This is a genomic window from Streptomyces sp. NPDC025721, assembly GCF_055558595.1.
Window position 1 is genome coordinate 210709 of the sequence record NZ_JBVHMF010000012.1, and the last position, 24419, is coordinate 235127.

General features: G+C 72.2%; 21 protein-coding genes. 14 read left to right on the top strand and 7 right to left on the bottom strand.

Annotated features, from left to right (window positions below):
- Window positions 1–120: 120 nt before the first annotated feature.
- From ACZ4EF_RS19315 to ACZ4EF_RS19335, 5 genes are read left to right on the top strand one after another with little or no spacing between them, the layout of a single operon-like run.
- Window positions 121–2280 carry a primary-amine oxidase gene (locus ACZ4EF_RS19315; RefSeq protein WP_467505558.1) on the top strand — a complete coding sequence of 720 codons (2160 nt, stop codon included), beginning with the start codon at window positions 121–123 and terminating at the stop codon, window positions 2278–2280.
- Window positions 2277–3029 (top strand): sugar phosphate isomerase/epimerase family protein, encoded by a 753-nt coding sequence (locus ACZ4EF_RS19320; RefSeq protein WP_401313653.1) that lies wholly within the window; start codon window positions 2277–2279, stop codon window positions 3027–3029. The genes ACZ4EF_RS19315 and ACZ4EF_RS19320 overlap by 4 nt, the downstream gene beginning before the upstream one ends.
- Complete coding sequence (locus ACZ4EF_RS19325) at window positions 3026–4153, top strand: Gfo/Idh/MocA family protein (RefSeq protein ID WP_467505560.1); 1128 nt, start codon at window positions 3026–3028, stop codon at window positions 4151–4153. The genes ACZ4EF_RS19320 and ACZ4EF_RS19325 overlap by 4 nt, the downstream gene beginning before the upstream one ends.
- A complete protein-coding gene (locus ACZ4EF_RS19330; RefSeq protein ID WP_467505562.1) occupies window positions 4150–5172 on the top strand; it encodes an SIS domain-containing protein in 1023 nt (340 codons plus the stop codon). The genes ACZ4EF_RS19325 and ACZ4EF_RS19330 overlap by 4 nt, the downstream gene beginning before the upstream one ends.
- Window positions 5169–6071, top strand: a complete 903-nt coding sequence (locus ACZ4EF_RS19335; RefSeq protein ID WP_401856278.1) for a BadF/BadG/BcrA/BcrD ATPase family protein — start codon at window positions 5169–5171, stop codon at window positions 6069–6071. The genes ACZ4EF_RS19330 and ACZ4EF_RS19335 overlap by 4 nt, the downstream gene beginning before the upstream one ends.
- A 60-nt stretch (window positions 6072–6131) precedes the next feature.
- On the opposite strand, the gene ACZ4EF_RS19340 is transcribed toward ACZ4EF_RS19335, so the two are convergent.
- Window positions 6132–8150: an NPCBM/NEW2 domain-containing protein gene (locus tag ACZ4EF_RS19340; RefSeq protein ID WP_467505565.1), complete on the bottom strand. Its 2019-nt coding sequence runs from the start codon at window positions 8148–8150 to the stop codon at window positions 6132–6134.
- Between the two features lie 452 nt (window positions 8151–8602).
- Between ACZ4EF_RS19340 and ACZ4EF_RS19345 the strand changes: the two genes are divergently transcribed.
- Window positions 8603–10060: a UbiD family decarboxylase gene (locus ACZ4EF_RS19345; RefSeq protein WP_467505567.1), complete on the top strand. Its 1458-nt coding sequence runs from the start codon at window positions 8603–8605 to the stop codon at window positions 10058–10060.
- Window positions 10061–10220: 160 nt separating this feature from the next.
- On the opposite strand, the gene ACZ4EF_RS19350 is transcribed toward ACZ4EF_RS19345, so the two are convergent.
- Window positions 10221–10982 carry a GntR family transcriptional regulator gene (locus ACZ4EF_RS19350; protein ID WP_467505569.1) on the bottom strand — a complete coding sequence of 254 codons (762 nt, stop codon included), beginning with the start codon at window positions 10980–10982 and terminating at the stop codon, window positions 10221–10223.
- Between the two features lie 88 nt (window positions 10983–11070).
- On the opposite strand from ACZ4EF_RS19350, the gene ACZ4EF_RS19355 reads away from it, so the two are divergent.
- A complete protein-coding gene (locus ACZ4EF_RS19355; protein ID WP_467505571.1) occupies window positions 11071–11313 on the top strand; it encodes a hypothetical protein in 243 nt (80 codons plus the stop codon).
- A gap of 115 nt (window positions 11314–11428) precedes the next feature.
- Here the strand turns inward: ACZ4EF_RS19355 and ACZ4EF_RS19360 are convergent, their stop codons facing one another.
- Window positions 11429–12952 carry a flavin monoamine oxidase family protein gene (locus ACZ4EF_RS19360; protein WP_467505595.1) on the bottom strand — a complete coding sequence of 508 codons (1524 nt, stop codon included), beginning with the start codon at window positions 12950–12952 and terminating at the stop codon, window positions 11429–11431.
- A gap of 397 nt (window positions 12953–13349) precedes the next feature.
- On the opposite strand from ACZ4EF_RS19360, the gene ACZ4EF_RS19365 reads away from it, so the two are divergent.
- Window positions 13350–15200 (top strand): arabinofuranosidase catalytic domain-containing protein, encoded by a 1851-nt coding sequence (locus tag ACZ4EF_RS19365; protein ID WP_467505573.1) that lies wholly within the window; start codon window positions 13350–13352, stop codon window positions 15198–15200.
- A 66-nt stretch (window positions 15201–15266) separates the two neighbouring features.
- Here the strand turns inward: ACZ4EF_RS19365 and ACZ4EF_RS19370 are convergent, their stop codons facing one another.
- A complete protein-coding gene (locus ACZ4EF_RS19370) occupies window positions 15267–16547 on the bottom strand; it encodes an MFS transporter (protein WP_467505575.1) in 1281 nt (426 codons plus the stop codon).
- A 720-nt stretch (window positions 16548–17267) separates the two neighbouring features.
- Between ACZ4EF_RS19370 and ACZ4EF_RS19375 the strand changes: the two genes are divergently transcribed.
- Window positions 17268–17753, top strand: coding sequence for a cation:proton antiporter regulatory subunit (locus ACZ4EF_RS19375; RefSeq protein ID WP_467505577.1), 486 nt, complete (start codon window positions 17268–17270; stop codon window positions 17751–17753).
- A gap of 6 nt (window positions 17754–17759) precedes the next feature.
- Window positions 17760–19049, top strand: a complete 1290-nt coding sequence (locus tag ACZ4EF_RS19380) for a cation:proton antiporter (protein ID WP_467505579.1) — start codon at window positions 17760–17762, stop codon at window positions 19047–19049.
- Between the two features lie 33 nt (window positions 19050–19082).
- On the opposite strand, the gene ACZ4EF_RS19385 is transcribed toward ACZ4EF_RS19380, so the two are convergent.
- The gene (locus ACZ4EF_RS19385; RefSeq protein WP_188283553.1) at window positions 19083–19481 is read right to left on the bottom strand and encodes an ArsR/SmtB family transcription factor; all 399 of its coding nucleotides are present in this window, start codon (window positions 19479–19481) and stop codon (window positions 19083–19085) included.
- Window positions 19482–19628: 147 nt separating this feature from the next.
- Between ACZ4EF_RS19385 and ACZ4EF_RS19390 the strand changes: the two genes are divergently transcribed.
- Window positions 19629–20399, top strand: coding sequence for a hypothetical protein (locus ACZ4EF_RS19390; RefSeq protein ID WP_467505581.1), 771 nt, complete (start codon window positions 19629–19631; stop codon window positions 20397–20399).
- Window positions 20400–20441: 42 nt separating this feature from the next.
- Here the strand turns inward: ACZ4EF_RS19390 and ACZ4EF_RS19395 are convergent, their stop codons facing one another.
- Entirely contained in the window at window positions 20442–20879 is a 438-nt protein-coding gene (locus ACZ4EF_RS19395) for a twin-arginine translocase TatA/TatE family subunit (protein WP_467505583.1), read from the bottom strand.
- Window positions 20880–21060: 181 nt separating this feature from the next.
- Here ACZ4EF_RS19395 and tatA point away from each other — a divergent pair, with 181 nt between their 5' ends.
- Window positions 21061–21339, top strand: coding sequence for a Sec-independent protein translocase subunit TatA (gene tatA / locus ACZ4EF_RS19400; RefSeq protein WP_391048331.1), 279 nt, complete (start codon window positions 21061–21063; stop codon window positions 21337–21339).
- Window positions 21340–21401: 62 nt separating this feature from the next.
- On the opposite strand, the gene ACZ4EF_RS19405 is transcribed toward tatA, so the two are convergent.
- Entirely contained in the window at window positions 21402–21617 is a 216-nt protein-coding gene (locus ACZ4EF_RS19405; protein ID WP_467505596.1) for a hypothetical protein, read from the bottom strand.
- Window positions 21618–21859: 242 nt separating this feature from the next.
- Between ACZ4EF_RS19405 and ACZ4EF_RS19410 the strand changes: the two genes are divergently transcribed.
- Both ACZ4EF_RS19410 and ACZ4EF_RS19415 read left to right on the top strand, forming a co-directional pair.
- Window positions 21860–23518 carry an LCP family protein gene (locus tag ACZ4EF_RS19410; RefSeq protein WP_355333160.1) on the top strand — a complete coding sequence of 553 codons (1659 nt, stop codon included), beginning with the start codon at window positions 21860–21862 and terminating at the stop codon, window positions 23516–23518.
- Between the two features lie 152 nt (window positions 23519–23670).
- Entirely contained in the window at window positions 23671–24246 is a 576-nt protein-coding gene (locus ACZ4EF_RS19415) for a TerD family protein (RefSeq protein ID WP_188283548.1), read from the top strand.
- The last annotated feature ends 173 nt before the right edge of the window (window positions 24247–24419 follow it).

Below are 24419 nucleotides of genomic sequence, written 5' to 3' on the forward strand. Positions count from 1 at the left end.
CTCCCGTACGGTTCCGGCCCGCCGCCCGGGGGTCGCGGCAGCCGCCCCGGCCCGCCGCCCGCGCGCCGCCTCCCTCGCCCCGACCCGCCGCCCGGACCCACTCGCAGATGCGGAGACCTCGTGACCCCGACCCCGCCTGAACCGTCCGTCCTAGCCGGGGCCGTCCCGGGAGCCCGCGCCGACGCGCTCGCCGGGTCCCCCGCCGGGGCTCTCGCGGGGGCCCTCGCCTCGCCGCGGCCGGCGGAGATCACCGCGACCACCGCGCTGCTGCGGCGCGAAGGGCTCCTCGGCCCCGACACCCATGTCGCGTACCTCGGCCTGGCCGAACAGGACAAGCGCGAACTGCTCGCGGGCGACGTGGCCCCCCGCCGCTTCCGCGTGATGCTCATCGACATGCGCACCGGGGTCTCGTACGACACCGTCGTCTGCCCCGAGCAGGACCGGGTCGTGACCGCCAGGGAACTGGACGTCGCCACCGACGGCCATGTCCCCGTCGTCCTGGCCGAGTTCCCGCTGGTCGAGGAGATCGTGCACCGCGACGAGCGCTGGCTCGCCGCCATGCGCAAGCGCGGCCTGACCGACCCCACGCAGCTCCGGGTCAATCCGCTGTCGGCCGGGGTGCCGGGCGAGGGCGAGACCGGCCGCCGCCTCCAGCGCTGCTTCACCTTCGTGCAGAAGACCCCCGACGACCTCGGGTGGGCGCACCCGGTGGACGGCGTCACCGCGATCGTGGACGTCGTCACCCGCGAAGTCCTCGACGTCCAGGACCACATGGACCTGCCGGTGCCGCGCGAGGACGGCAATTTCCACGACCCCGCGTGGGTCGGGCAGCCGCCGCGCGCGGGACTGAAGCCCATCGAGATCACCCAGCCCGAGGGCCCCAGCTTCACCGTCGACGACGACGGCGTCCTGCACTGGCTCGGCTGGTCCCTCCAGATCGGCTTCGACCAGCGCGAGGGCCTGGTCCTGCACAACGTCGCCATCGAGGACGCGGGCGTGCCGCGCCCCGTGCTCTACCGCGCCTCCATCGCGGAGATGATGGTCCCCTACGGCGACCCGAGCCCGCAGCGCTGGTTCCAGAACTTCTTCGACTGCGGCGAATACCTGCTCGGCGGCTTCGCCAACTCCCTCGAACTGGGCTGCGACTGCATTGGCGACATCACCTACCTGGACGCCGTGCTCGCCGACAGCGCGGGCGAGGTCCGGGTCGTCCCGCAGGCCATCTGCGTCCACGAGGAGGACACCGGCATCCTCTGGAAGCACTACGACAACTGGACCGGCTCGTCCGACTCACGCCGCAACCGCCGCCTGGTCGTCTCCTTCTTCGTCACCGTCGGCAACTACGACTACGGCTTCTACTGGTACTTCTCGCTCGACGGCGCGATCGAGCTGGAGGTCAAGGCGACCGGTGTCGTCTTCACCTCGGCCTACCAGGGCCCCGGCCACCCCTTCGCCTCGGAACTCGCCCCCGGCCTGGGCGCCCCCTACCACCAGCACCTGTTCAGCGCCCGGCTGGACATGACGGTCGACGGTACGGACAACGCCGTGGACGAGGTCGAGGCCGCCCTCGTCCCGCGCGGACCCGCCAACCCCACCGGCACCGGCTTCACCCAGACCGTCACCCGGCTGCGCACCGAAGCGGGCGCGCAGCGGCTCGCCGACAACACCCGCAACCGCTCCTGGCTGATCACCAACCCCTCGGTGACCAACCGGCTCGGCAACCCGGTCGGCTGGATGCTGCACCCCGAGGGCCTGCCCGTGCTGCTCGCCGACGAGGAGTCGGACATCCACCGGCGGGCCACGTACGCCACCAAGCACCTGTGGGTGACGCCGTACGCGCCGGACGAGAACTATCCGGCGGGCGACCTGGTGAACATGCACACCGGCGGCGCGGGGCTGCCCGCCTGGACCGCCGCCGACCGGGACGTGGACGGCACCGACATCGTGCTGTGGCACACCTTCGGGCTCACCCACTTCCCGCGCCCCGAGGACTGGCCGGTCATGCCGGTCGACTCGGCCGGCTTCGTCCTCAAGCCGTACGGGTTCTTCGGCCGCAATCCCACCCTCGACATCCCGCCGTCGAGCGGCGACCACTGCCACCCGGCCGGAACCCAGGGCGCGGGCCACAGCGGCCACGAGGGCCACGAGGGCCATGACGGTCACCGGGGCCACGACGACCGGGACGGCCGGGGCGAAGACCACGACCACAGCCGCCACGACCACACCCACCAGCAGAAGCACCAGCAGCAGCACGACGATCACGGAAAGGCCGGAGCATGACGGCAGAGCACCCGCTGGGCATCCAGCTCTACAGCGTGCGTGACGACCTCGGGCCCGACCGGCTCGACGGCACGCTCGCGCGCCTGGCGGCGCTGGGCTTCACGCATGCCGAGCCGTACGACATCCTCACCGACCCGGCCGGGCTCGCCGCCGCCCTGCGCGACAGCGGCCTGCACGCGGCCACCGCGCACTCCTCCGTACTGCGCCACGACACCGCCGAAATCGTGGACGCCGCCGTCGAGTCGGGCATCGGCACGGTGATCACCCCGTGGGTCGCACCCGACAGCGTCGCCGACCGCTCCGGGGTCCAGCGGCTCGCCGACACGCTCAACGCGGCGGCCGAGCAGGCCGCCGCGCGCGGTGTGCGGATCGGCTACCACAACCACGACTTCGAGTTCGCGCAGCGCGTGGACGGCGTCCCCGCCTACGAGGTGCTGGCCGGACTCCTCGACCCGGCCGTCGTCCTGGAACTGGACGTCTACTGGGCCGGGGTCGGCGGCGCCGACGTCTTCGAGCTGCTGCCCCGGCTCGGCGACCGGGTCAGGCTGCTGCACGTCGTACGGGACCGCGAGCCGGGCAACGACCGGCCGGTGCTCGGCGTCGACGCCACCGACCGGATGGCCGAGGTCGTGGCGCTGGCCGCCCCCGTACTCGAACTGCCGGTCGTCGAGGTCGTCGCCCACCACAGCGACGTATGGCCGCTGGTGGAGCGCAACGCCGCCTACTTCCGTGAGCTGGTGACCGCGTGAGCGCGCACGGGACGCCGACCCGCGTCGCGGTGGTCGGCGCGGGCAACATCTCCGACGAGTACCTGCGCTCGCTGACCTCCTACCCCGACCTCGCCGTCACGGCCGTCGCGGACCTCGACCCCGCGCGGGCCAGGGCGCAGGCCGACGCGTACGGCGTCCCGGTGTCCGGCACGACGGCCGAGGTGCTGCGCCGCGACGACGTCGACCTCGTGGTCAACCTGACCGTCCCGGCCGCGCACGACGAGGTCGCGCTCGCCGCGATCGAGGCGGGCAAGCACGTGTGGGGCGAGAAGCCGCTCACGCTGGACCGCGACAGCGCCCGCGCCGTCCTGGACGCCGCGAGCGCCGCCGGGGTCGCGGTGGGCAACGCGCCCGACACGATCCTGGGCCCCGGCGTCCAGACCGCCGCGCGGCTGCTCGCGGACGGCGCGGTCGGCCCGGCGCGGACCGTACTGACGCTGATGCAGGGCCCGGGACCCGACGCCTGGCACCCCGGGCCGGGGTTCCTCTTCGCCAAGGGCGCGGGCCCGCTCTTCGACATCGGCCCCTACTACCTCACCGCGCTCGTCCAACTCCTCGGCCCGGTCGCCTCGGTGACCGCCGCGGGGCACCGGCCGCGCGCGGAGCGCACCGTCGGCTCCGGACCGGACGCGGGCGCCCGCTTCCCCGTCGAGGTGGACACGCACCTCAGCGTCCTCACCACCTTCGCGTCCGGGGTGGTCGGCACGTCCGTCTACAGCTTCGACTCGCCGGTACGCCGCCAGTTGTTCGAAGTGACCGGCGCGGACGGGGTGCTGGAGGTCCCGGTCAGCGGATTCGACGGCCCCACACGGCTGTTGACCGACATCACCCCCGAGGCGCCGTGGCGGACCGTCCCCGCGACCGGCGCCCCGGCCGGGCGGGGCGTGGGCGTCCTGGAGATGGCCCGCGCGATCCGGGCGGGCCGACCACCGCGCGCCGGCGGCGAACTGGCCTACCACGTACTCGACGTCATGCTCGCGATCGAGGAGTCCGCCGACCTCGGCGCGCCGGTACGGATCGACAGCACCGCGCCGCCTGTCCCACCGATCCCGCCGCACTGGGATCCGACCACCCGGACATCCGAAGGAACGGAGCAGAAATGACCGACGGCTACATCGCCTACTCGGCGGCCCGCGCGACCCAGGCGGAGGCCCTCGCCACGGCGGTCACCCGGCTGACCGGCGCGGTCACGGCGTCGGCGGCGGAGGGCCGGCTGGCGGGGCCGGGACCGGTCTTCGTCGGCATCGGCGCCAGCCTGGCCGCCGCGTGCGCGCCGGTCTGGGCGCTGCGCAGCCGCGGTGTCCACTCCTGGCGGCTCGGCGCGGGCGACCACCCGCTGCCCTTCCCCGCCAGCGCCCACCCGGTGGTCGGCGTCTCGCAGAGCGGACGCAGCGCGGAGACGCTCGCCGTGCTGGACTCCGTCGACCCGGCGCGACGGTTCGCGGTGGTCAACGTCGTGCCGTCGCCGATCGCGGACCTCGCCAGCGGTGTGCTCGACCTCGGCAGCATCCCCGACAGCTACGCGTCCACCATCGGCTACACCGCGACCGTCGCCGCGCTCGGCCTCCTCGCCGACGCCTGGGACGGCGGCCGGATCGACGACGGCTGGGCCCGACTCGGCGAGGTCTTCGCCCGCACCGAGCGCGTCCTGACACCCCAACTGCGCGCGCTGGCACCGCTGTTCGCGTCCGCGACCTCCGCGGACTTCGTCGGCACCGGGCCCGCGGTCGGCTCGGCGGAGGCGAGCGCCCTGCTCTTCCGCGAGGTCGCCAGGATTCCGTCGACCGGCATGAGCACCCGGCAGTATCTGCACGGCTCGATGGAGTCGGCGGGCGGCGGGGTGCACGTCATCTTCGGCGACACCCGCGAACTGGCCGTCGCCGAGACCCTGGCGTACTCCGGCCACCGGGTCGTCCTCGTCACCAGCGAGCCCGTCCAGGGCGGCCCGCTGCTGCACCCCGTCACCGTGCCGCGCCTCCCGGCCGCGCAGCGTGCGATCATCGAAATCCTGGTCACGCAGATCCTCGTCGAAGCGGTCGCCGAGGTCAGGGGAGTCGAGATCGAGGAATTCGTGTTCCACAACTCCGACATCAAGGTCGCGGCCGAACGGCCCGGCGTATGAAGGTCGTTGTCGGCGCCGACGTGGGCGGCACCAAACTCGCCGTCCGCGTCGCGCCGTTGGCCGACCCGGCGGCGTCGCCGCGCGCCGACCGCACGCTGCCGGCCGACGGCTGGGAGGCGGCGCCGGTCGACACCGCCGCGCGCTGGCTGCTGGAACGGCTGACGGGCGCGGTGCCCGAGGGCGACGAGATCGCCGCCGTCGGGATCGGCGCGCAGGGCTGCGACACCCAGCGGCACTGCGCGCACCTGGCGGCGGCCGTCGAAGCCCTCGGCGTACCCGCCGTCGTCGTCAACGACGCGGCGCTGCTGGTGCCCGCGGCCGGTCTCGACACCGGCATCGGCGTCATCGCGGGCACCGGCTCGATCGGCGTCGGCGCCGACGCCGCGGGCGAGGTGCTCTTCGCGGGCGGCTGGGGCTGGGTGCTGGGCGACGAGGGCGGCGCGCCCGCGATCGTCAGGGACGCCGTCAGATCGGCGCTGGCCGCGTACGACGCCGGGCGGGCCGACGACGGACTGCTCGCGGCGCTGCTGGACCACTTCGGCGACCCGGACCCGCAGACGCTGGCCCGTACCGTCAACGACGAACCCACGCCCGGCAATTGGGGCCCGGCCGCGCCCGCCGTCTTCGGTGCCGCCGACGCGGGCTCCGCGCTCGCCGCCGCGGTGGTCGAGGAGGCGGGCCGGCAGTTGGCGCTGCTGGTCACCCGGCTCGTCGGCCGGGGCGCCGTCGGGGACACGGTGGTGGCCGCGGGCAGCGTCGTCGTGCGCCAGCCGCGGCTCGCCGACGCCTTCCGCGCCCGGCTCGCCGCCGCGCACCCCTCGCTGACCCTGCGCCTGCTGGACGTTCCCCCGGTGGCGGGCGCGGTGGCGCTGGCCAGGGCCCGGCACCGCACGGGCTGACATGGGCCGGGGCGGCGGCGCGTGGGAGGGATACGCGCCGCCGCGCCGGGTCGTGGGCGGTCAGGAGCAGATGAGCTTCGCGTCCGCCCAGTCCGCGTGGTCGCTGTCGTTGCCGTCGCCGCCGTCGTCCACGACGAGCCGCACATTCTGCGCGCCGGTCACGTCGGCCGTGAGCGCCTTGCCGCCCATGGCGTTGGTGACCACGCCGCTGTCGGCGACCGTCGTGCCGTCCGCGACGACCGTGAAGCGGACGGTGCCCTTGCCGTTCTTCTCGTCGTCCACGCCGACCGTCGCCGTCACCGTGGAGCAGACGCCGCCGAGGTAGTAGGCGATGTCGCTCGGCGCGTGCACCCCGAGGCCCTTGGCGTAGACGGTGCCGCCGAGTGTGATCGGACTGCCGTCGTCCGCCCCGGTCTCACCGTTGCTGCGGTCGCGTTCGACCGGCCCCCACCCGTTGCTCGACGTCGTCCATGGCAGGTCGCTGAGGTAGCTGGTCCCCGCGGGCGGCGGCACCTTGACGGCGACGCTGCCGACCAACGGCACCGTGACGGTACGGCCGTTGACCAGATCGCGGTAGCTGACCGTGCCGGTGACCGGATACGCGCCCGGCCGCGCGTCGGCGGGCACGGTGACCGTCCACGGTGTGGTGAGGGTCCGGCCGCCGGGCAGCAGCAGGCTGCCGGTGGCGCCGGTCGCGCGGACCGTCCAGCCGTCGGGGCCGGTCAGCCGCACCTTCACCGTCGCGGCGGGCAGCGAGCCGAGGTCGGTGGCGTACGTGGACACGGTCGCGCTGTGGCCCGGCTCGATGTGGTCGGGCCCGGTGACCCCGGTGTCGAACAGCGGCGGCGCGAGGACCGCGCGGGGATCGGTGCCGACCCGCAGCAGGACGGTGCCGTGCGCGGGCACGGTCGCGGACAGGCCGCCCGCGCTCTGGTAGTCGGTGTGCGACCACAGGTCGCGCACCGAGTAGTTGCCGCGCTTGGGCAGTCCCGCGGCCCGCGCGGTGGTGGAGATCCGCTGCGCCTGGTCGCCCGAGTTGAACAGGGCCACCGCCCGCTCGCCGCCTGCCAGCTTCTTGCTGAGCACGTACCGGCCGCCGTCGGAGGAGACCACGGTGGCCTGGCTGCCGAGCGGGTCCTGGTCGAGGGCGATGACGTCCTTGTTGCCGAGGATCGACAGGGTCTGCGGGGTCGCCTTGCGCAGGTCGGTGCCGATCAGCAGCGGCGAGTTCATCATCGACCAGAGCGAGAAGTGCGTGCGGTACTCGGTGTCGGTCATGCCGCCGTTGCCGACCTCCAGCATGTCGGGGTCGTTCCAGCGGCCGGGGCCCGCGTACGGCGCCAGCGGCATGTTGTCCTCGGCGATGGACAGCATGCTCGTCCAGTTGTCGCTGATGTCGCCCGTGGTGCGCCACGAGTTGCCGACGTCACCGGCCCACTCCCACGGGTTCTGCACGCCCCACTCGCACAGCGAGTACACGATCGGGCGGCCGGTGGCGGCCAGCGCGTCGCGCATCGCGGTGTACCGCCTGACGTAGTCCTCGCGGGTGCCGTCGCTGGTGTTGTTGCAGTTGTCGTACTTGAGGTAGTCCACACCCCAGTCCGCGAAGGTCCGCGCGTCCGTCGTCTCGTGGCCGAGGCTGCCCAGGTACCCGGCGCAGGTCGCCGTGCCCGCGTCCTCGTAGATGCCGAGCTTGAGTCCCTTGCCGTGCACGTAGTCGGCGGTGCCCTTGATGCCGTCGGGGAACTTCACCGGGTCGGGGACCAGGCGGCCGTCGGCGTCGCGGGTGTGCGTCATCCAGCAGTCGTCGATGTTGACGTAGGTGTATCCGGCGCTCTTCAGACCGGAGCTGACCAGGTAGTCGGCGGTCTGCTCGATCAGGGCCTGGCTGACGTCGCAGCCGAAGGCGTTCCAGTCGTTGAAGCCCATCGGGGGCGTACGGGCGAGGCTGTTGTCGAGTGCGGCGGCGGGGGTGGCGGTGACCACCGCACCGGCCGTGACGGCCGCGCCCGCGAGGGCGCCGCCCCACAGGGTGCAGGCGGTGGCGCAGGCGAGCAGCCTGCGGACGAGTCGTGGCATGGAGAATCCTCTGCTCGCGGGGTGGGCGAGGCGGACCGGAGGTCCGCGGATGCGCGCCGTGGGACTGATCGTGTGCGGATCGCTGGCATTTCGACGCTTTGACTCAACGGAACTGAACAGAGTCGAGCAAATTTCTTCGCGGCGACACGTTAGGAGCCGTGCGGGGCCATGACAAGACTTCGGTCAGATTCACCAGAAGTGTCGACACTCAACGGTGCGGGGGTGCGGATCGCTGGCCCCTGGACAGGGGGTATCCCCTTTGCTTCAATCGGGTCCCGTGGTCGAGTGTCGACACTTCAGGGGAAAGGCGGTGCTCGCTCACCTCGACGAGGAGGGACCCGGGCATCCGCGGGCGCAGCGACACCGGCGACGTACAACTCGCGGACTACTCTTGCGGCTTCTTCGACCTTCATCGCGTCGCGACACACATGAGAGAACGGGAGGCGAGTGGCGTGAGGTCCCTCGACGACGTCAATGACCTGCGGACCTGGCTCGAACTGGCCGGGGAACTCGGTGAGGTCCGCACCCTCTCCGGCGCGCACTGGGACAAGGAGATCGGCGCCGCGTCCGAGGTCAACTACAAACGCCCCTCGCCGCCCGCGCTGCTCTTCGACGACATCGAGGGCTACCGGCCCGGCCAGCGAGTGCTCACCGCCAGCATGGCCAACGCCCGCAGGCTCGGCATGACCCTGCGGCTCGGCACCGACCTGGACGACCGCGGTCTGGTCGAGGCGCTGCGCACCCGCCCCAACGAGTGGGTGGAGAACGCCGGGAAGTACCCCGTCGAGGCCGTCGACCGGGGCCCCGTCACCGAGAACGTGATCACCGCGGCCGACGCCGACCTGCTCGCCTTCCCCGTGCCGAAATGGCACGAGAGCGACGGCGGCCGGTACATCGGCACCGGCTGCGCCGTCTTCACCACCGACCCGGCCACCGGCGTCCTCAACGCGGGCGCGTACCGCATGCAGGTGCAGAACGGCGGGCGGGCGGCGAGCATCAACATGGAGGCGGGCAAACACGGCGCCGCGCATGTCCGCGAGTGGTTCGCCCGCGAGGGCCGGGCGCCGGTCACCGCCTCGCTCGGCCACGACCCGCTGCTGCTGGTCGTCGCGGGCACCGAGGTGCCCACAGGACTGTCGGAACTGGAGTACGCCGGGGCTGTGTTGGGCCGCCCCGTCGAGGTGATCCGCGGCGAGGTCACCGGGCTGCCGATCCCCGCGACCGCCGAAATAGCCGTCGAGGGCTGGCTGTATCCCGAACGCCGGGAGCAGGAAGGGCCGTTCGGCGAGTGGACCGGCTACTACAGCGGCGGCACCGAGGCCGTGCTCACCATGGACGTCGAGCGGATCTACCACCGCCACGACCCGATCCTGCTCGGCGCCCCTCCCGGCAAGCCGCCGCACGACTACTCCTACATGCGCAGCGTGATGAAGTCCGCGATGATCCAGGACGCGCTGGTGCGGTCGGGACTGCCCGGCGTCGAGGGCGTCTGGGCCCACGAGGTCGGCGGCGGACGGCAGTTGCTCGCCGTGTCGATCCACCAGAACTACGCGGGTCACGCCCGACAGGCGGGCTACCTCACCTCGCAGCTCCCGCAGGCCGCGTACATGAACAAATTCGTGGTCGTCGTGGACGCCGACGTCGACCCGCGCAGCCTCAACGACGTGATGTGGGCGGTCTGCACCCGCACCGACCCCGCCGACGACATCGAGACGATGCGGCAGACGTGGGGGAGCAGGGTCGACCCGCTGCGCGCACCCGGCCTGCCGCCGTTCAACACCCGCGCCGTGATCGACGCCTGCCGCCCCTGGACCCGGCTCAAGGACTTCCCGCGGGTCGCGGAGGCCAGCAGGGAGCTGGTCGACCACGTGATACGCCGCTGGCCGGACATCCTGGGCGGTGCCAGGTGACAGCCCTGCCCTCGACAGGATCGCCGATGAGATCGCGGTGGCCGCCGCCGCCCCGAAGCGGTCGCCCTCGACCGGGCCCGCACCGCGGCGGACGCCCCGGCGGGGCCGCGCGGTCCAGGAGCGCCCACGACGCGCAGGCCCGCTGATGTCGACCGGCGGGTCAGTCCGGGGAGCCCGTCCACCCCGAGCGCTCCACCGCCGCCAGACCGCGCAGAACGATGGACCGTGTGAGCGCGACGGCCAGTTCCGCCTCGCCGTCGGCGTACGCGCGGACCAGCCTGCGGTGGTCCTCCACCGACGTGTCGAGGCGGCCGGGCAGGGAGAGGCTGAGGTGACGCAGATGCAGGGTCCTGATGCCGACCGAGTCGAGGACGGCGCGCACGGTCTCGTTCCCGGCCAGCCGCGCCTCGGTGTTGCGGAAGTCCACGATCAGCCAGAAGTACCGCTCCAGGTCCCCGGCCGCCGCGGCCTCCTCGAGACGGGCCTGAACGCCGTCGAAGACCTCTATCTCACCGGCCGTGCGGTGGGCGATGATCCGGCGGCTCACCAGGCCGTACAGCTCGGACCGCAGCTCGTAGATCTCCCGGACCTCGGTGAGGCCCAGGCGGCGCACGCGGGGGCGCTTGCGGGCCGCGATCTCGACCAGGCCCTCGCGCTCCAAGGTCAGCAACGCCTCGCGCACCGGGGTCCGGCTGCTGCTGAACTGCCGGGCGAGATCCACGGAGTTGAGGTCGTCGCCCGGCTTCAGCCGGCCCTCGATGATCGCGCTGCCGACCGAGACCAGGATGCGGGCCGCCACGCTGTCCAGGTCCTCCGACCGGCGCAGCACCCGCAGGATCTCCCGCTCACCGGCCGTCAGCGGCGGTCCGGACGCACGCGGGGCGTCCCCGCCCTCCCCGTTGACCGCCATCGCGTCACCCACCGCCTCTCCGCTCACGGCCGCCCGCCCACGCCCGCGGGTTCTCCCGGCACTTCGCGGGCCCTCCTCGCGACTCGTGGAAGGGTCTGTCATGGATCACCACATCACACCACGGGTGGCACGGGTCGTCGGAATCACCGGAGCCGGCGGCACGCCGTACGCCGCGGCCGTCATCCGCGGGCCGCTCGACGCGGGTGAGGCCGTCGACCTCGGGGCCCGCACCCCGGAGGAGACGGCGGTGCCCGTCGCCGCCGGGATCGTCACGTGCCGTTGGGGCGGTACGGGGTTGCCGCTGACCGGGCTGAGCGGCGACACCCACCGCCCCGCGGCCTGAGACCGGTCCCGCGGGCTGAGACCGCCCCCGCGGCCTGAGACCGGCCCCGCGGCCTGAGCCCAGGCCCCGTACCCCTCCCGTACCGCCCCCGCCGGCTCGCGGCCGACCCGGTGCGTCAGGCCAGGACCCGCCGGTGCAGCGCCGTCACCGCCTTGCGCGCGGAGGTGAAGGCGCCGTGCTGCCAGGCGTCCATGTAGCTGAGCCAGTCACCGGCGAAGTACACGTGCCCGGTCGGCTCGTTGAGCGGCTGGTAGCGGGCGGCGTCCGGTCCGCCGGGCGTGCTGTGCCAGGCGGCCTCCTGGTACGGGAACTGCCGCCAGTGGTGCGAGAAGGACGTGGCCAGCTCCGTACGGTACTTCTCGCCGTAGATCTTCACGCCCGCGGCGACCGCCCGCGCCTCGCGGGCCTTGGGGCTCAGCGCCGCGTAGGAGTCGGCCTTGGAACCGGTGTTGTAGTAGCCGATCAGCAGACCGCGCCTGCCGTGGAAGCCGTAGGACGGGTGCCAGATGTGGGTGACGTCGAGGTCGGTCTCGGTGATCCCGCCGTAGATCCGGTGGTCGGTCTCCCACCAGCGCGAGGCGTACTCCAGGCCGATCTTGCCCGCCGAGGACGGGGTGATGGCCTCAAGTGCCGACTGCACGCCCGCGCCCAGATTGTGCGGCACCTTGGCGAGGATGTTCGGTGGCATGGCGGCGACGCAGAAGTCCGCGTCGACCGTGCGCGTCCTGCCCCCCTGGGTGTACGTGACGGTGACGCCGTGCGCGGTGTCGGTGACCTTCGTGACCGCGCAGCCCGTCCGCACCCTGCGCGTGCCGACCGCGGCGGCCAGCGCGTGGGGTATCCGGTCCATGCCGCCGACCGGCTGGAACATCAGCATCGCCTGGTCGAACTCGAACTCGAAGGCGAAGTAGCGGCCGACGCCGGTCGTGAAGATCTCGGAGGCGGTCGGCACGTCGCCCGCCACCACGCCCGGTGTGCCCGCGGCGCCCGGCCAGGCCGAGTAGCCGCGCCGCGAACCGCCGCTGTAGTCGAGGGTGTTGCCGAGCGCGCCGTAGTCCTTGAGGAATTCGACCAGCTTCTCCTGGTCGGCGGCGGTCAGGTCCTTGTCCAGCGCGCCCTGGTCGGTGGCCTTGGCCAGCAACTCGCTGACGTAGCCCAGCACATCGGCCTTGGCGCTGCGGTAACGCATGGGCTCGGTCATTCCGGCCGACTCGTTGTAGAGGTAGGTGTCGGCGTTGACGTTGGTGAACACCTCGATGGGCACGCCGAGTTCACGGCAGTAGTCGAGCGTGACCATCCACTGGGCGATCCGCGCGGGACCGGCGTTCATGTACTGGCCGTCGGAGAAGCGGGCGGTCTGCCGGTTGCCGTACAGGTCGGTGGTGGTGTCGCCGCCGCGTACGGTGAAGTTGCGGCCGCCGGGCCGGTCGCGGGCCTCCAGGACCGTACAGTCGTAGCCCGCCTTGACCAGTTCGTAGGCGGTCGTCAGTCCGGCGATGCCGCCGCCGAGCACGACGACCTTGGCGGCGGCGCGGCCGGTGAGGTGGAAGTCGCCCGGCCGCGGCGCGCGGTACGGCGCCCCGCGCGTGGCCGCCTCCGCGCCGGGCGCCAGACCCAGCGCACCCATCGTGGCCAGCATCGCTCCCGCGCCGCCGGTGGCCCCGACGGCGCGCAGGAAGTCACGGCGATTGAACGGTGTCATCTGTCATGTCCCCTTTCGCTCATGGCGCGGGAACTCTCGCAGCGGCGTGTTACACCACGTCAGTTGACTTGTGTCACAGAGGTAATGCACTCCTCGCCGGGCCACAGATTCGGACAGGTCGTGCCCGGCCGAAGCCAAAGAAAGCAACAAATATTGACGGGGTCGAACAGGGGGCGTACTTTCCGAGCCGGTCGACCCCGCGTGTTCTTCACGTCCCTCCCACACCCGTCACGTCCCCCAGGCGTTCGATCCGGGCCCCCACGCCCGGCTCGGGCCGCCCGTCCCCGCAGGCACCGCTCGTCTCCGCTCCACCCCCCACCCCAAGGAGCACCGCATGCGCAAAAGGAGATACACCGCCCGCTGGAAAGCCCTGCTGACCTCGGTCGTGGCCACCCTCGGCCTGGTCTTCAGCGCCTTCATCAGCCTGCCGGGCACCGCGCAGGCCGCCGGTTCGCTGCCCTGTGACCTCTACGGCGCGGCGGGCACGCCCTGCGTCGCCGCGCACAGCACCACCCGCGCCCTGTTCTCCGCGTACAACGGCCCGCTGTACCAGGTCACGCGCGCCTCGGACGGCGGCAGGGCCGACATCGGGCTGCTGGCCACGGGCGGTTACGCCAACGCCGAGCAGCAGGACATCTTCTGTGCCAACACCACCTGCCGCATCTCCAAGGTCTACGACCAGACCTCGCGCCACAACGACCTGCTGCCGGGCCCCGCGGGCACGGCAGGCGGCGTGGACCGCGGGGCGGACGCGAGCGAGATCGCGGTGCGCGCGGGCGGCCACAAGGTGTACGGCATCTGGATCTCGCCGGGCGTCGGCTACCGCTACACCGGCGCGGCCTCCGGCGTCCCCGTCAACGGCCAGCCCGAGGGCGTCTACATGGTCGCCAGCGGCACCCACGTCGGCTCCGACTGCTGCTTCGACTACGGCAACGCCGAGAGCACGCCGTCTGACACCGGCAACGGCCACATGGACGCCGTGAGCATCGCCACCACCTGCTACTTCGCGCCGTGCAACGGCTCGGGCCCCTGGGTCGAGGCCGACATGGAGAACGGCATGTTCCAGGGCGACAACGGCTCCAACACGGCCAACGCGGGCAACAAGAGCGCCTACGTCACGGCGGTGCTGAAGAACAACGGGCAGACGACGTACGCCATCAAGGGCGGCGACTCCCAATCGGGGGGCCTGTCGACCTGGTGGAACGGGTCGCTGCCGACCCGGGGCGGCTACAAACCGATGCACCAGGAAGGCGGCATCATCCTGGGCACCGGCGGTGACAACAGCAACCGCAACATGGGCACCTTCTTCGAGGGCGTGATGGTCGCCGGTTATCCGACCGACGCCGCCGAGAACGCCGTCCAGGCGAACATCGTCTCCGTCGGCTACTCGGGCCAGACCAATGTGCCCAACGGCCCGCAGGGCACGATCACCGGCCCCGGCGGCAAGTGCGTGGACGTCGCCGCCGACGACACCGGGGTCAACGGCGCGGCCGTGCAGCTCTGGGACTGCCAGACGTACGCCGAGGACCAGCACTGGACGCACAACGCCGACAACTCGCTGAGCACGATCGGCCGTTGCCTGGACATCAACGGCAACGGCACGGCGAACAACACGCAGGTCGAGCTGTGGGACTGCAACGGCGTCGGCGGCCAGAAGTGGATCCAGCGCTCCGACGGCTCGCTGTTCAACCCGCAGTCGGGGCGCTGCCTCGACTCGCCGAGCGGCGCCACCGGGAACGGCACCCGCCTCCAGATCTACGACTGCAACGGCAGCGCCGCGCAGAAATTCGCCGTCAAGGGCGGCGCCCCGGTGCCCGCGCCCGGCGGGAAGTGCGTGGACGTCGCCGCCGACGACACGGGCGTCAACGGCACCGCCGTGCAGCTCTGGGACTGCCAGTCCTGGGCCGCCGACCAGCACTGGTACCACAACGCCAACGGCTCGCTGAGCACGATCGGCCGTTGCCTGGACATCAACGGCAACGGCACGGCGAACAACACGCAGGTCGAGCTGTGGGACTGCAACGGCGTCGGCGGCCAGGTCTGGCAGCAGCAGGCCGACGGCTCGCTGCTCAACCCGCAGTCGGGCCGCTGCCTCGACGACCCCAACAGCGCAGGCGCCAACGGCACCCGGCTCCAGATCTACGACTGCAACGGCAGCGCCGCGCAGAAGTTCACCCTCAACTGACAGAGCGCGCAACGCACGTGTGACCGAGGTGGCGCGGGCCCGGTGCCCGCGCCACCTCCGTCGCGCTCACGTCCGGGCCGACGCGTCCGCCGCTCCGCGGACGGGGAGCGTACGGCCCAGCCGGGCGAGCGGGGACAGGGAGATCACCAGCGGCGAGAGCAGCATGCCCGCCGCCGCCACCAGGAAGCCGGTGCGCAGACCGCACTGCGCCGCGAGGAGACCGCCGAGCAGCGAGCCGAGCGGGGCCGTCCCCATGCCGACGAAGCCGATCGTCGCCGCCGCGCGGCCCTGCATCCCGTCCGGAGTGACGGTCTGCCGCACCGCCATCAGCGTCACACTGACCAGCTGACCGCACGCGCCGAACGTCAGGTTGACCGCCACGAGCGCCGGAACGGTCAGCGCGCCGCCGCCGTGCAGCGCGGGTACGCCGATCATCACGCTGTCGCCGAGCACGGCCGCGCACGCGAGCACCGGACCGTGGCCGAACCGGCCCGGCAGCCGGGCCGCCAGCAGCGAACCCACCAGCGCGCCGGGCCCCGTCGCCGCGAGCACCAGCCCGACGACAGCGCCCGACAGGCCCAACTCCCTGGGCAGGAACAGCAGATAGACGGTCATCGTCGCCGCGAAGGCGCACTGGAAGGCGGCGGAGGCGAGGCACACCGCCCGCAACGACGGTTCACCGACGACGAATCCGACCCCCTCGCGAATCCGCCGCCGGACGGCGGGCGTACGTCCCGAGCGCCGAGGCACCGCCTCGCCGCGCCGAATCCGCCGGATCGACACGAACGACAGCGCGAAGAACAGCGCGCTGGACGCGAGCGCGACCGGCGCCGACAGCAGCGACACCAGCACACCGCCGAGCGCCGGGCCGCCGATCTGCGCCGCCGACCTGCTGCCTTCGAGCGCGCTGTTGGCGCTGACCAGTTGGTCGCGGTCCAACAGCCGTACGACAGACGCCTGATACGCCACGTCGAAGAAGACCGACAGCGCCCCGACGCCGAACGCGGCCACCAGCAGCACCGGCAGACCGAGCCCGCCGAGCAGGCACGCCACGGCCACCGCCCCCAGCGCCAGCGCCCGCCCGCAGTCCGCCGCCACCATGACCGTACGGGTCCGCCATCCGTCCACCCACGCCCCGACGAACAGCGACAGCAGCGGTATCGGCGCCTGCCCCACCGCCCGCAGCACCCCGACCTCACCGCCGTCGGCGCCCAGCAGCAGCACCGCGATCAGCGGCAGGACCACCGCGCTCCCGTGCTCCCCGAGCTGCGAGACCGTCTGCCCCACCCACAACCGGCGGAAATCCCGGTCCCGCCACAGCCCCGGCGGTCCCGGCGGCCCCTGCAAACGCTGCGATCCCTGCGGCCCTTGCGGCCCCTGCGACCCGGGCGTCTCCGGAGCCGCGGGCGGCTCGGCGGCCTTCGCGGGAACGCCTCCGTCGTCAGCGCGCGCCGGAACGGCCGACCACCCCTTCGTCTCCTCGGAACCGCTCAGTCATGGGCCCCGGGGACCGTAGCCCCCGGGCGGCGAAGGGCGCACCCGAATTGTTCGCGGGGCCGGCCGGACCCGGCGTACCGGCAGGTCGGGGCGCGTCGCGGCGGTCCGACCCGCCCTGTGACGCCCAGGTGAATTCCCGGCCATGAGAGATCCGCCTGGGATGTTATATCCACTCATGTGTGATTTGCGGCATTTATTATGCGCTAGAGTCTTGACCAGCGCTTTACATATGTCGCAGAGGTGAGCCGAGGAGGATACGTCATGGAACGGGATGTCCTCGTCGTAGGCGCATCCGCGACCATGTCGGAAGTCCTCCCCACGGCATCGCCGTATTTTCCCCGGGTCGCGCGTGTCGAGAACGCGCCTCGGGACGCCGTACCTGATACGGACCCCCTTCCCGCGCCTTACTGCTGACAGCGTCCGGCTCCCACGCCGGGCGCTGTGGCAGGAGCGCTGCGGCACGCCACCGCATAACGCGCGTCGTCACCCGGCACAGAACTCTGCCGGGTGACGCGCATGCTGGCGTCCGCGACCGGCACTCACGCACCCGCGTCCCGATGGAGCACGTTCATGGAACCAACCGCCCGCGCCCGAAAGACCCCGCTGCCGGGAGTCGGGGCCCGCTATGACATGACGACCGAGTCCGGCCGCCACCTGTCGGTGGTCGTGCACCAGGACGGCAGGCGGTTCCTGGCGTTCCATGACCCCGAGGACGACGACGCCTGCAAGGACGCGACCGCGCTCGCGCCCCACGAGGCGACCGCGCTGGCCGACCTGCTGACCCCCGACCCCGTCGGCCACCTGCAACAACACCTTGAGATCGACCTGGTCACCGAACACATCACCGTGAGCAAACGCTCGCTGTACGCGGGCCGCACGCTCGGCGACACGCAGGTACGCACCCGTACCGGCGCCTCGATCGTCGCCGTGCTCCGCCGCACCTCCGCCGTGCCCTCGCCCACCCCCGACTTCCGCTTCGCCGTCGGCGACACCCTCGTGGTCGTCGGCACCCGCGAAGGCGTCGGCGCCGTCGCCGAACTGATCACAGGAGGATAGAAACCTGTGCACAACACGACCGACATGCTCATCGAACTCGGAGCGATCATCCTCGCCCTGGGCATCCTCGGCCGCCTCGCGGGACGCGTCGGCTTCTCGCCGATCCCGCTCTACCTGCTCGCGGGACTCGCCTTCGGCAAAGGCGGACTGATCCCGCTCCAGGCCAGCGAGGAATTCGTCGCGACCGGCGCCGAGATCGGTGTCGTGTTGCTGCTTCTCCTCCTGGGTCTGGAATACAGCGCCTCGGAACTCGTCACCAACCTCAAGACCCAATATCCGTCCGGCGCGGTCGACTTCGTCCTCAACGCATTGCCGGGCGCCGCCGCCGCGATCCTCCTCGGCTGGGGTCCGGTCGCCGCCGTCGCGCTCGCCGGAGTGACGTGGATCTCCTCCTCGGGTGTGATCGCCAAGGTCCTCGGCGACCTCGGCCGCCTCGGCAACCGCGAGACCCCGCTCATTCTGGGTGTGCTTGTCCTCGAAGACCTCTCGATGGCGGTCTATCTGCCGATCCTGAGCGCCCTGCTGGCGGGCGTGAGTCTCGCGGGCGGCACCCTCACACTGCTGATCTCGCTCGGCACGGTCGGGATCGTCCTGTACGTGGCGCTGCGCCACGGGCGGCTGATCAGCCGCGCCGTCTCCTCCGACAATCCCGAGATGCTGCTGCTGGTCGTGCTCGGCCTGACCCTGCTGGTGGCCGGTGTCGCGCAGCAGCTCCAGGTCTCCGCCGCCGTCGGCGCGTTCCTGGTCGGCATCGCGCTCTCCGGTGAGGTCGCCGAAGGCGCCCGCAATCTCCTGACCCCGCTGCGGGACCTGTTCGCGGCGGTCTTCTTCGTCTTCTTCGGCCTGAGCACCGTCCCGTCCGACATCCCGCCGGTCCTGGTCCCCGCGCTGATCCTGGCCGTCGTCACGACCCTCACCAAGATCGCCACCGGCTGGTACGCGGCACGCAGGGCCGGAATCCGGCCCGCCGGACGGTGGCGGGCGGGCGGCACGCTGGTCGCGCGCGGCGAGTTCTCCATCGTCATCGCGGGACTCGCGGTCGGTGTCGAGCCCCGGATCGGGCCGCTGGCCACCGCGTATGTGCTGATCCTGGTCGTCCTCGGCCCGCTCACCGCCCGCTGGACCGAGCCGATCGCCCGCAAACTCACCGGGGCCATCCGCCGCCCGGAACCGGCGCCCGCCGCTCCCGCAGTCGAGTTGGTCAAGTCGGTGGAGCCGGTCGAGCCGGTGGAGCCGGTGGAGCCGGTCGAGATCGACGTGGACGCGGATGCCGATCCGGCGCCCAGCCGTACGTGACCTCCGCGCGGCAGGGGGCCGGGGCGTGGCCTGTCAGGCCCCCAGCCCGCGGACGTCACGCGAGGGGGCGGAGCGACGGTCGAGCTGACTGACCATCACCCGCACCACCGTGACGACATCGGGGTCGTCCACCAGATAGACCTGCCGTCGGCCCTCGCGCCGTGAGTGCACGAGCCCGGCGAGCTTGAGCTTGGCCAGGTGCTGACTGACCGCGGGCAGGGTCGCGCCGACCCGCTCGGCCAGCCCCGTGACGTCGCAGTCGCCCTCGGACAGGATCCAGACGATCTGGAGTCGCATGGTCGACGCCAGCAAGCCGAAGGAAGCGGCGGCGTTCTGGAACAACTCCGGGCTGGGGTCGCCGAACTCCGCGGCAGACCTCGTCACGTGAACCTCCCTGACCGCAGCGGCTTTTCCGAGCACCAGAGTACGCATGCGGCGCCCGCGGTCCGCGCCGCTGGCATGATACTCTCAGTCAATTGCGTAATTATGCAATTATGCAACTGGGAAGATTATCCTGATGCGTACGCGCGGGCAGACAAGGTGACGTGCCGCGCGTCGACACACGCCGGGGCGGGGATGATGGACAGCGGCAAGCGGCCGGACGACATCTACCGGGCTGACTTCGCCCAGGTTCTCGATCAGGCGCTGCGCGGCGAGCGCGTCCGGCTCGCGCTCCGCGCCCTGCCGGGCGCGCCCAACACCGAGCAGTTGCGGACGGCCGCCCTGGCCGACGCCGACGCCATCGGTGCCACCGCGGCGCCCGAGTACGAGCGGTACACCGGCCTGCGCGCACACTCCCGCGGCCGCGTCCGCCCGGTCGTGCGCGCGGTCGGCGGCCCCGGCGTCCTCGCCACCCTGGCCGTCCTGGTCCCGATGCTGAGCGGTATCGCGGCGGCGATCTTCCTGGTGCTGGGGTACGGGATCAGGGCCGTCGCGAGCGGCGCGGGAATCAGCGCCCCGCTGATCGACATCGGCTTCCTGTGCGCGGCGGTCTTCGGCGTCAGCCTGCTGATCGGCCTGGCCGGACTGGCGCTGACCGCCCGGCGCGACGGCGCGGTCACGCGCGAGAGCCGGGACGTGACCGAGGCCCACGAGGCGTGGCGGCAGGCGCTGCTGGTGCGGGGCGTACTGCCGTATCTGCTCGACCGGTTGGCGCGCGAGGCGGGGGCCGCCGCTCCCCGCGCGGTCGGCCCGCCGCCGGTCGGCGTCGACCTGGTACGCCAACGGCCGCGCCTGGGCTACAGCAGCCCGGGCTTCAGCTCGGGCGACGGCGTGAGCCTGGTGCGACAGCGGCCCCGGCTCGGCTACAGCAGCCCCGGCTTCAGCAGCCCGAACGACGGCGAGCGGTGACAACGGCCTGACCCGCCAAGGCGCCCGGTCCCGGCGCCCGTCCTACGTGGCCTCGGTGTCGTACGCGACGGGCTGGTACGCGACCGGCTCGGACCCGTCGGCCGCCCGCGCGGCGACCGGCGCGGCGGACGGCTTCGTGAGGTCCACGCCGTCGCTGAGCGTCCGCGCCGCCTCGCGCAACTCCTCGGCCTCGCCGTCCAGTCGCAGGCTCTCGCGGATCTCGCGCAGGCCGAGCGCGTCGTCGTCGCCGAGCAGATTCTTGGCGATGAACGTCCGCGGGTTCAGGTCCTCGAATTCGAAGTCCTTGAACTCCGGGCCGAGTTCGCGCCGCACATCCTCCTTGGCGTCGTCGGCGAAGGAGCGCACCGCGCGGATGAGGTCTCTCGCCCGCGTGATCATGTCGGGCAGTTTGTCGCCGAAGACCAGCGTGGCCAGGACGAGCAGCGTCAGCAGCTTGAGCGGGCCGATGTCGAAGATCACCTTCGGTCACCTCCGAGAAGGGTGCGCGCACGGGCGGGGACGGTCCGGACGGGGGCCCGTGCGGGCATTGCGCCTCGGTACCGCTACTCTCATAATTGCGCAATGTAGCAACTGTTGGGGTCCGGGCGGCACATCGCCGTCCGGCGACGGCGGACCGACGCATGTGGAAGCGGAGACGTTGATGCTCAGGAACGGACTGGAGCCCTGGCACCTGCTGGTGGTGGCGCTTGTGGTCATCGTGCTGTTCGGCTCCAAGCGGCTGCCGGACTCCGCGCGGGCGCTGGGCAAGTCGCTCCGCATCCTCAAGAGCGAGACCAAGGCGTTGAAGGACGACCCCGGTCCTGGCACGGCGACGGCCGGGACGAGCGCGGACCCCGCGGTCCGTACGGTCAAGTCCGCGCCCGGCGAGACCGTCGGCGCGCGCCCTGTGCGCGAACCCGAACGCGCGCCGCGGGACTGACTGACCTCCCTCCCGCGGCGTGCCGCGGGCCCGCGTGATCCGGGGCGCGGGCCCGTACGGCATCAGGGGCTGGCGTGGTCCCAGCCGTAGCGCAGTGGCTGACCGTGCTTGAGGCGGTAGACGTACAGCGCCTCGACGCGCAGCCCCCGCCCGTCGTCGTCGGCCTCGTCCTCCGCCTGGCATCCGGATGTGACTTGGAGCACGCGGGGCGGGCCTGTCACCCGTACCCGCATGCCGTCCGCCGGGCCTCCGTCGAGATGCGCCCACTCCCAGGCCACAGGTGTCCTTCCGGTTCGTCGTAGCGTTTCTGGCATAGCAGACACTTTAAAGGTTGCGTAAACCAGGAACTGTGTCCGGTGGGGAAGCCGGCCGCGGGTGCGACGCTCACGGATACCCCACAGAGCCATGATTTACCCTTGCCGCGTTGCGCAACCATGAAGCCTTGGGTGAAGCGCCGCTTCACCCGCCGAATCCGGCCGCACCACCCCACGGGGGCCGCCCGGGAGAGGGAGCACGGGAGATGACCGAGCCCTGGAGCGGCCGGGCCGCGGCGCGGGCGGCCGCTCGCGCCGAGAGCGGGCGGTCCCGGCCGTCGGGCCGCGGGGGCAGGCGCGCCAGGCAGGCCGGCCGGGGCCGGCGGTTCCTGAAGATCGGCGGCATATCCCTGGCCGTGCTCCTGCTGGTCACCGCGGGCGGCGGCTACTGGCTCTACCAGCACCTCAACGGCAACATCACCAGCGTGTCCCTGACCGACGGCGCGGGCAAGGACAGCGCGGGCCAGGAGAAGGCCGACGCCTTCGGGCGCACGCCGATCAACATCCTGGTGATGGGCAGCGACGGCCGGACCACCGAGGCCGACTGCAAACTGGGCGGCGGCTGCGCCAAGACCGGCGTCCAGACCGGGGGCAACGCCGATGTCGAGATGGTCGTGCACATCTCCGCCGACCGCTCCAACGCCACCGTGATGAGCATCCCGCGCGACACCCTCACCGACGTGCCCGCCTGCGAGAATCCCAAGACCGGCGCGTCCACCCCCGGCTACCACGGCATGATCAACAGCGCCCTGACGTACGGCCAGGCGTGCCAGGTGGCCACCGTCCACAAGTTGACCGGAATTCCGATCGACCACTTCATCCAGGTCGACTTCTCCGGCGTCGTCAGCATGTCCGACGCCGTGGGCGGGGTGTCGGTCTGTGTGGACGCCGACGTGTACGACACCTACTCGCATCTGAAGCTCTCCCGGGGCACCCACACCCTCAAGGGCGTCGGGGCGCTGGAATTCCTCCGCTCGCGGCACGGCTTCGGCGACGGCAGCGACCTCGGCCGTACGTACGCGCAGCACATCTACCTCAGCTCGCTGATCCGCAAGTTCAAGAGCGCGGGCACCCTCACCAACCCGGCGGCCGTCTACAAGCTCGCCAACGCGGCGACCAAGGCGCTGACCGTCGACACCGGCCTCGGCAGCATCAGCAAGCTGGTCGGCCTGGCCTCCGACCTCGACAAGGTCCCGTCCAAGCGGATCACCTTCACCACCATGCAGACCGGGCCCGACCCGACCGACCCCAACCGGGTGGTGGTCGGACCCGGCGCGAAGACGCTGTTCGCCACCATCGCCAACGACCAGTCGCTGACCACCGCCTCGGGCGGCACGTCCGCCGCGGCCTCGGCGACCGCGTCGGCGAGCCCGACCGCGACGTCCGTCCCCGCCTCGGCGATCACCGTACGGGTGCGCAACGGCACCGGCATCGGGGGCCGCGCGTCCGAGATCGTCGACACCCTGACCGGCAAGGGCTTCAACCCGGCCACCGCGGGCGGCAACGCCCCGGCGCCCGCCGCCACCACGACCCTGACCTACGGCCCCGGCCAGCGGTCCGAGGCGGGGACCGTCGCCCGTACGCTCGGCATCGCGACGTCCCACCTCAAGGAGGGCGCCGTCGCCGGGCTCACCCTCGTGATCGGGGCGGACTGGCCGAGCGGCACCACCTTCCCCGGCGGGAAGTCCTCCGCGCCGCCCGCCGACACCAAGGTGGCGCTGGGCAACTCCCACGCCCAGACCGCCGACGACTCCGACACCTGCGCCAAGGTCAGCCGCTACCGGACCGTGCAGATCAACCGGGTCCCGATGACGCCGACCCAGGCGTACGCCGCCGCCCGTTCCAAGCCCGACTCGGACGACTGACCCGCGCACACACCCGTAACGCTTAAGCTGTTACGCAACCGTGGAACTGTCGTGGCGCGCACGCCGTTGACCTGGCAGACGCGCGCGGACGACGACATACCGGCGATCGACAACCGACTACCGACAACCCCCAAGCAACCGGAGGTAATTTCGTGGGCGTGACTCTGTCCAAGGGCGGCAATGTCTCTTTGAGCAAGGAAGCTCCCGGACTCACCGCGGTCACCGTCGGCCTGGGGTGGGACGTACGGACCACCACGGGCGCGGACTACGACCTGGACGCGTCCGCGCTGCTGTGCGACGTGGGCGGGAAGGTCCTCAGCGACCAGCACTTCGTGTTCTTCAATAACCTCGGCAGCCCTGACGGCTCCGTGGTGCACAGCGGCGACAATCTGACCGGTGGCGGCGACGGCGACGACGAGCAGATCAAGGTCAGCCTCGCCACCGTGCCCCCGCAGGTCGACAAGGTCGTCTTCCCTGTGTCGATCTACGACGCCGAGAAGCGCGGCCAGAGCTTCGGCCAGGTGCGCAACGCGTTCATCCGGATCGTGAACCAGGCCGACGGGCGGGAGCTGGCCAGGTACGACCTGACCGAGGACGCCTCCACCGAGACGGCTATGGTCTTCGGAGAGCTGTACCGCAACGGCGCGGAGTGGAAGTTCCGCGCCATCGGCCAGGGGTACGCCTCGGGCCTGGCGGGCATCGCCACCGACTTCGGCGTCAACATCTGACGTGGGTGCCGGCGTCACCACCTCTGACGCCGGCCGCCGCGTCGGCCGCTGACGTCCTCGGCCGGGGGGGGGGGGGGGGGGGAGCGCCCCCTCCCCCCCCCCCCCCCCACCCCCCCCACCCCCCCACCCCCCCCCCCCCCCCCCCCCCCCCCCCCCCCCCCCCCCCCCCCCCC

What these genes read in the sequence shown, in the direction of transcription:
- ACZ4EF_RS19320 (WP_401313653.1), top strand. Translation starts at nt 2,277, where the DNA reads ATGACGGCAGAGCACCCGCTGGGCATCCAGCTCTACAGCGTGCGTGAC.
- ACZ4EF_RS19330 (WP_467505562.1), top strand. Translation starts at nt 4,150, where the DNA reads ATGACCGACGGCTACATCGCCTACTCGGCGGCCCGCGCGACCCAGGCG.
- ACZ4EF_RS19335 (WP_401856278.1), top strand. Translation starts at nt 5,169, where the DNA reads ATGAAGGTCGTTGTCGGCGCCGACGTGGGCGGCACCAAACTCGCCGTC.
- ACZ4EF_RS19340 (WP_467505565.1), bottom strand. Translation starts at nt 8,150, where the DNA reads ATGCCACGACTCGTCCGCAGGCTGCTCGCCTGCGCCACCGCCTGCACC.
- ACZ4EF_RS19355 (WP_467505571.1), top strand. Translation starts at nt 11,071, where the DNA reads ATGGATCACCACATCACACCACGGGTGGCACGGGTCGTCGGAATCACC.
- ACZ4EF_RS19360 (WP_467505595.1), bottom strand. Translation starts at nt 12,952, where the DNA reads ATGCTGGCCACGATGGGTGCGCTGGGTCTGGCGCCCGGCGCGGAGGCG.
- ACZ4EF_RS19365 (WP_467505573.1), top strand. Translation starts at nt 13,350, where the DNA reads ATGCGCAAAAGGAGATACACCGCCCGCTGGAAAGCCCTGCTGACCTCG.
- ACZ4EF_RS19375 (WP_467505577.1), top strand. Translation starts at nt 17,268, where the DNA reads ATGGAACCAACCGCCCGCGCCCGAAAGACCCCGCTGCCGGGAGTCGGG.
- ACZ4EF_RS19385 (WP_188283553.1), bottom strand. Translation starts at nt 19,481, where the DNA reads ATGCGTACTCTGGTGCTCGGAAAAGCCGCTGCGGTCAGGGAGGTTCAC.
- ACZ4EF_RS19390 (WP_467505581.1), top strand. Translation starts at nt 19,629, where the DNA reads ATGGACAGCGGCAAGCGGCCGGACGACATCTACCGGGCTGACTTCGCC.
- tatA (WP_391048331.1), top strand. Translation starts at nt 21,061, where the DNA reads ATGCTCAGGAACGGACTGGAGCCCTGGCACCTGCTGGTGGTGGCGCTT.
- ACZ4EF_RS19410 (WP_355333160.1), top strand. Translation starts at nt 21,860, where the DNA reads ATGACCGAGCCCTGGAGCGGCCGGGCCGCGGCGCGGGCGGCCGCTCGC.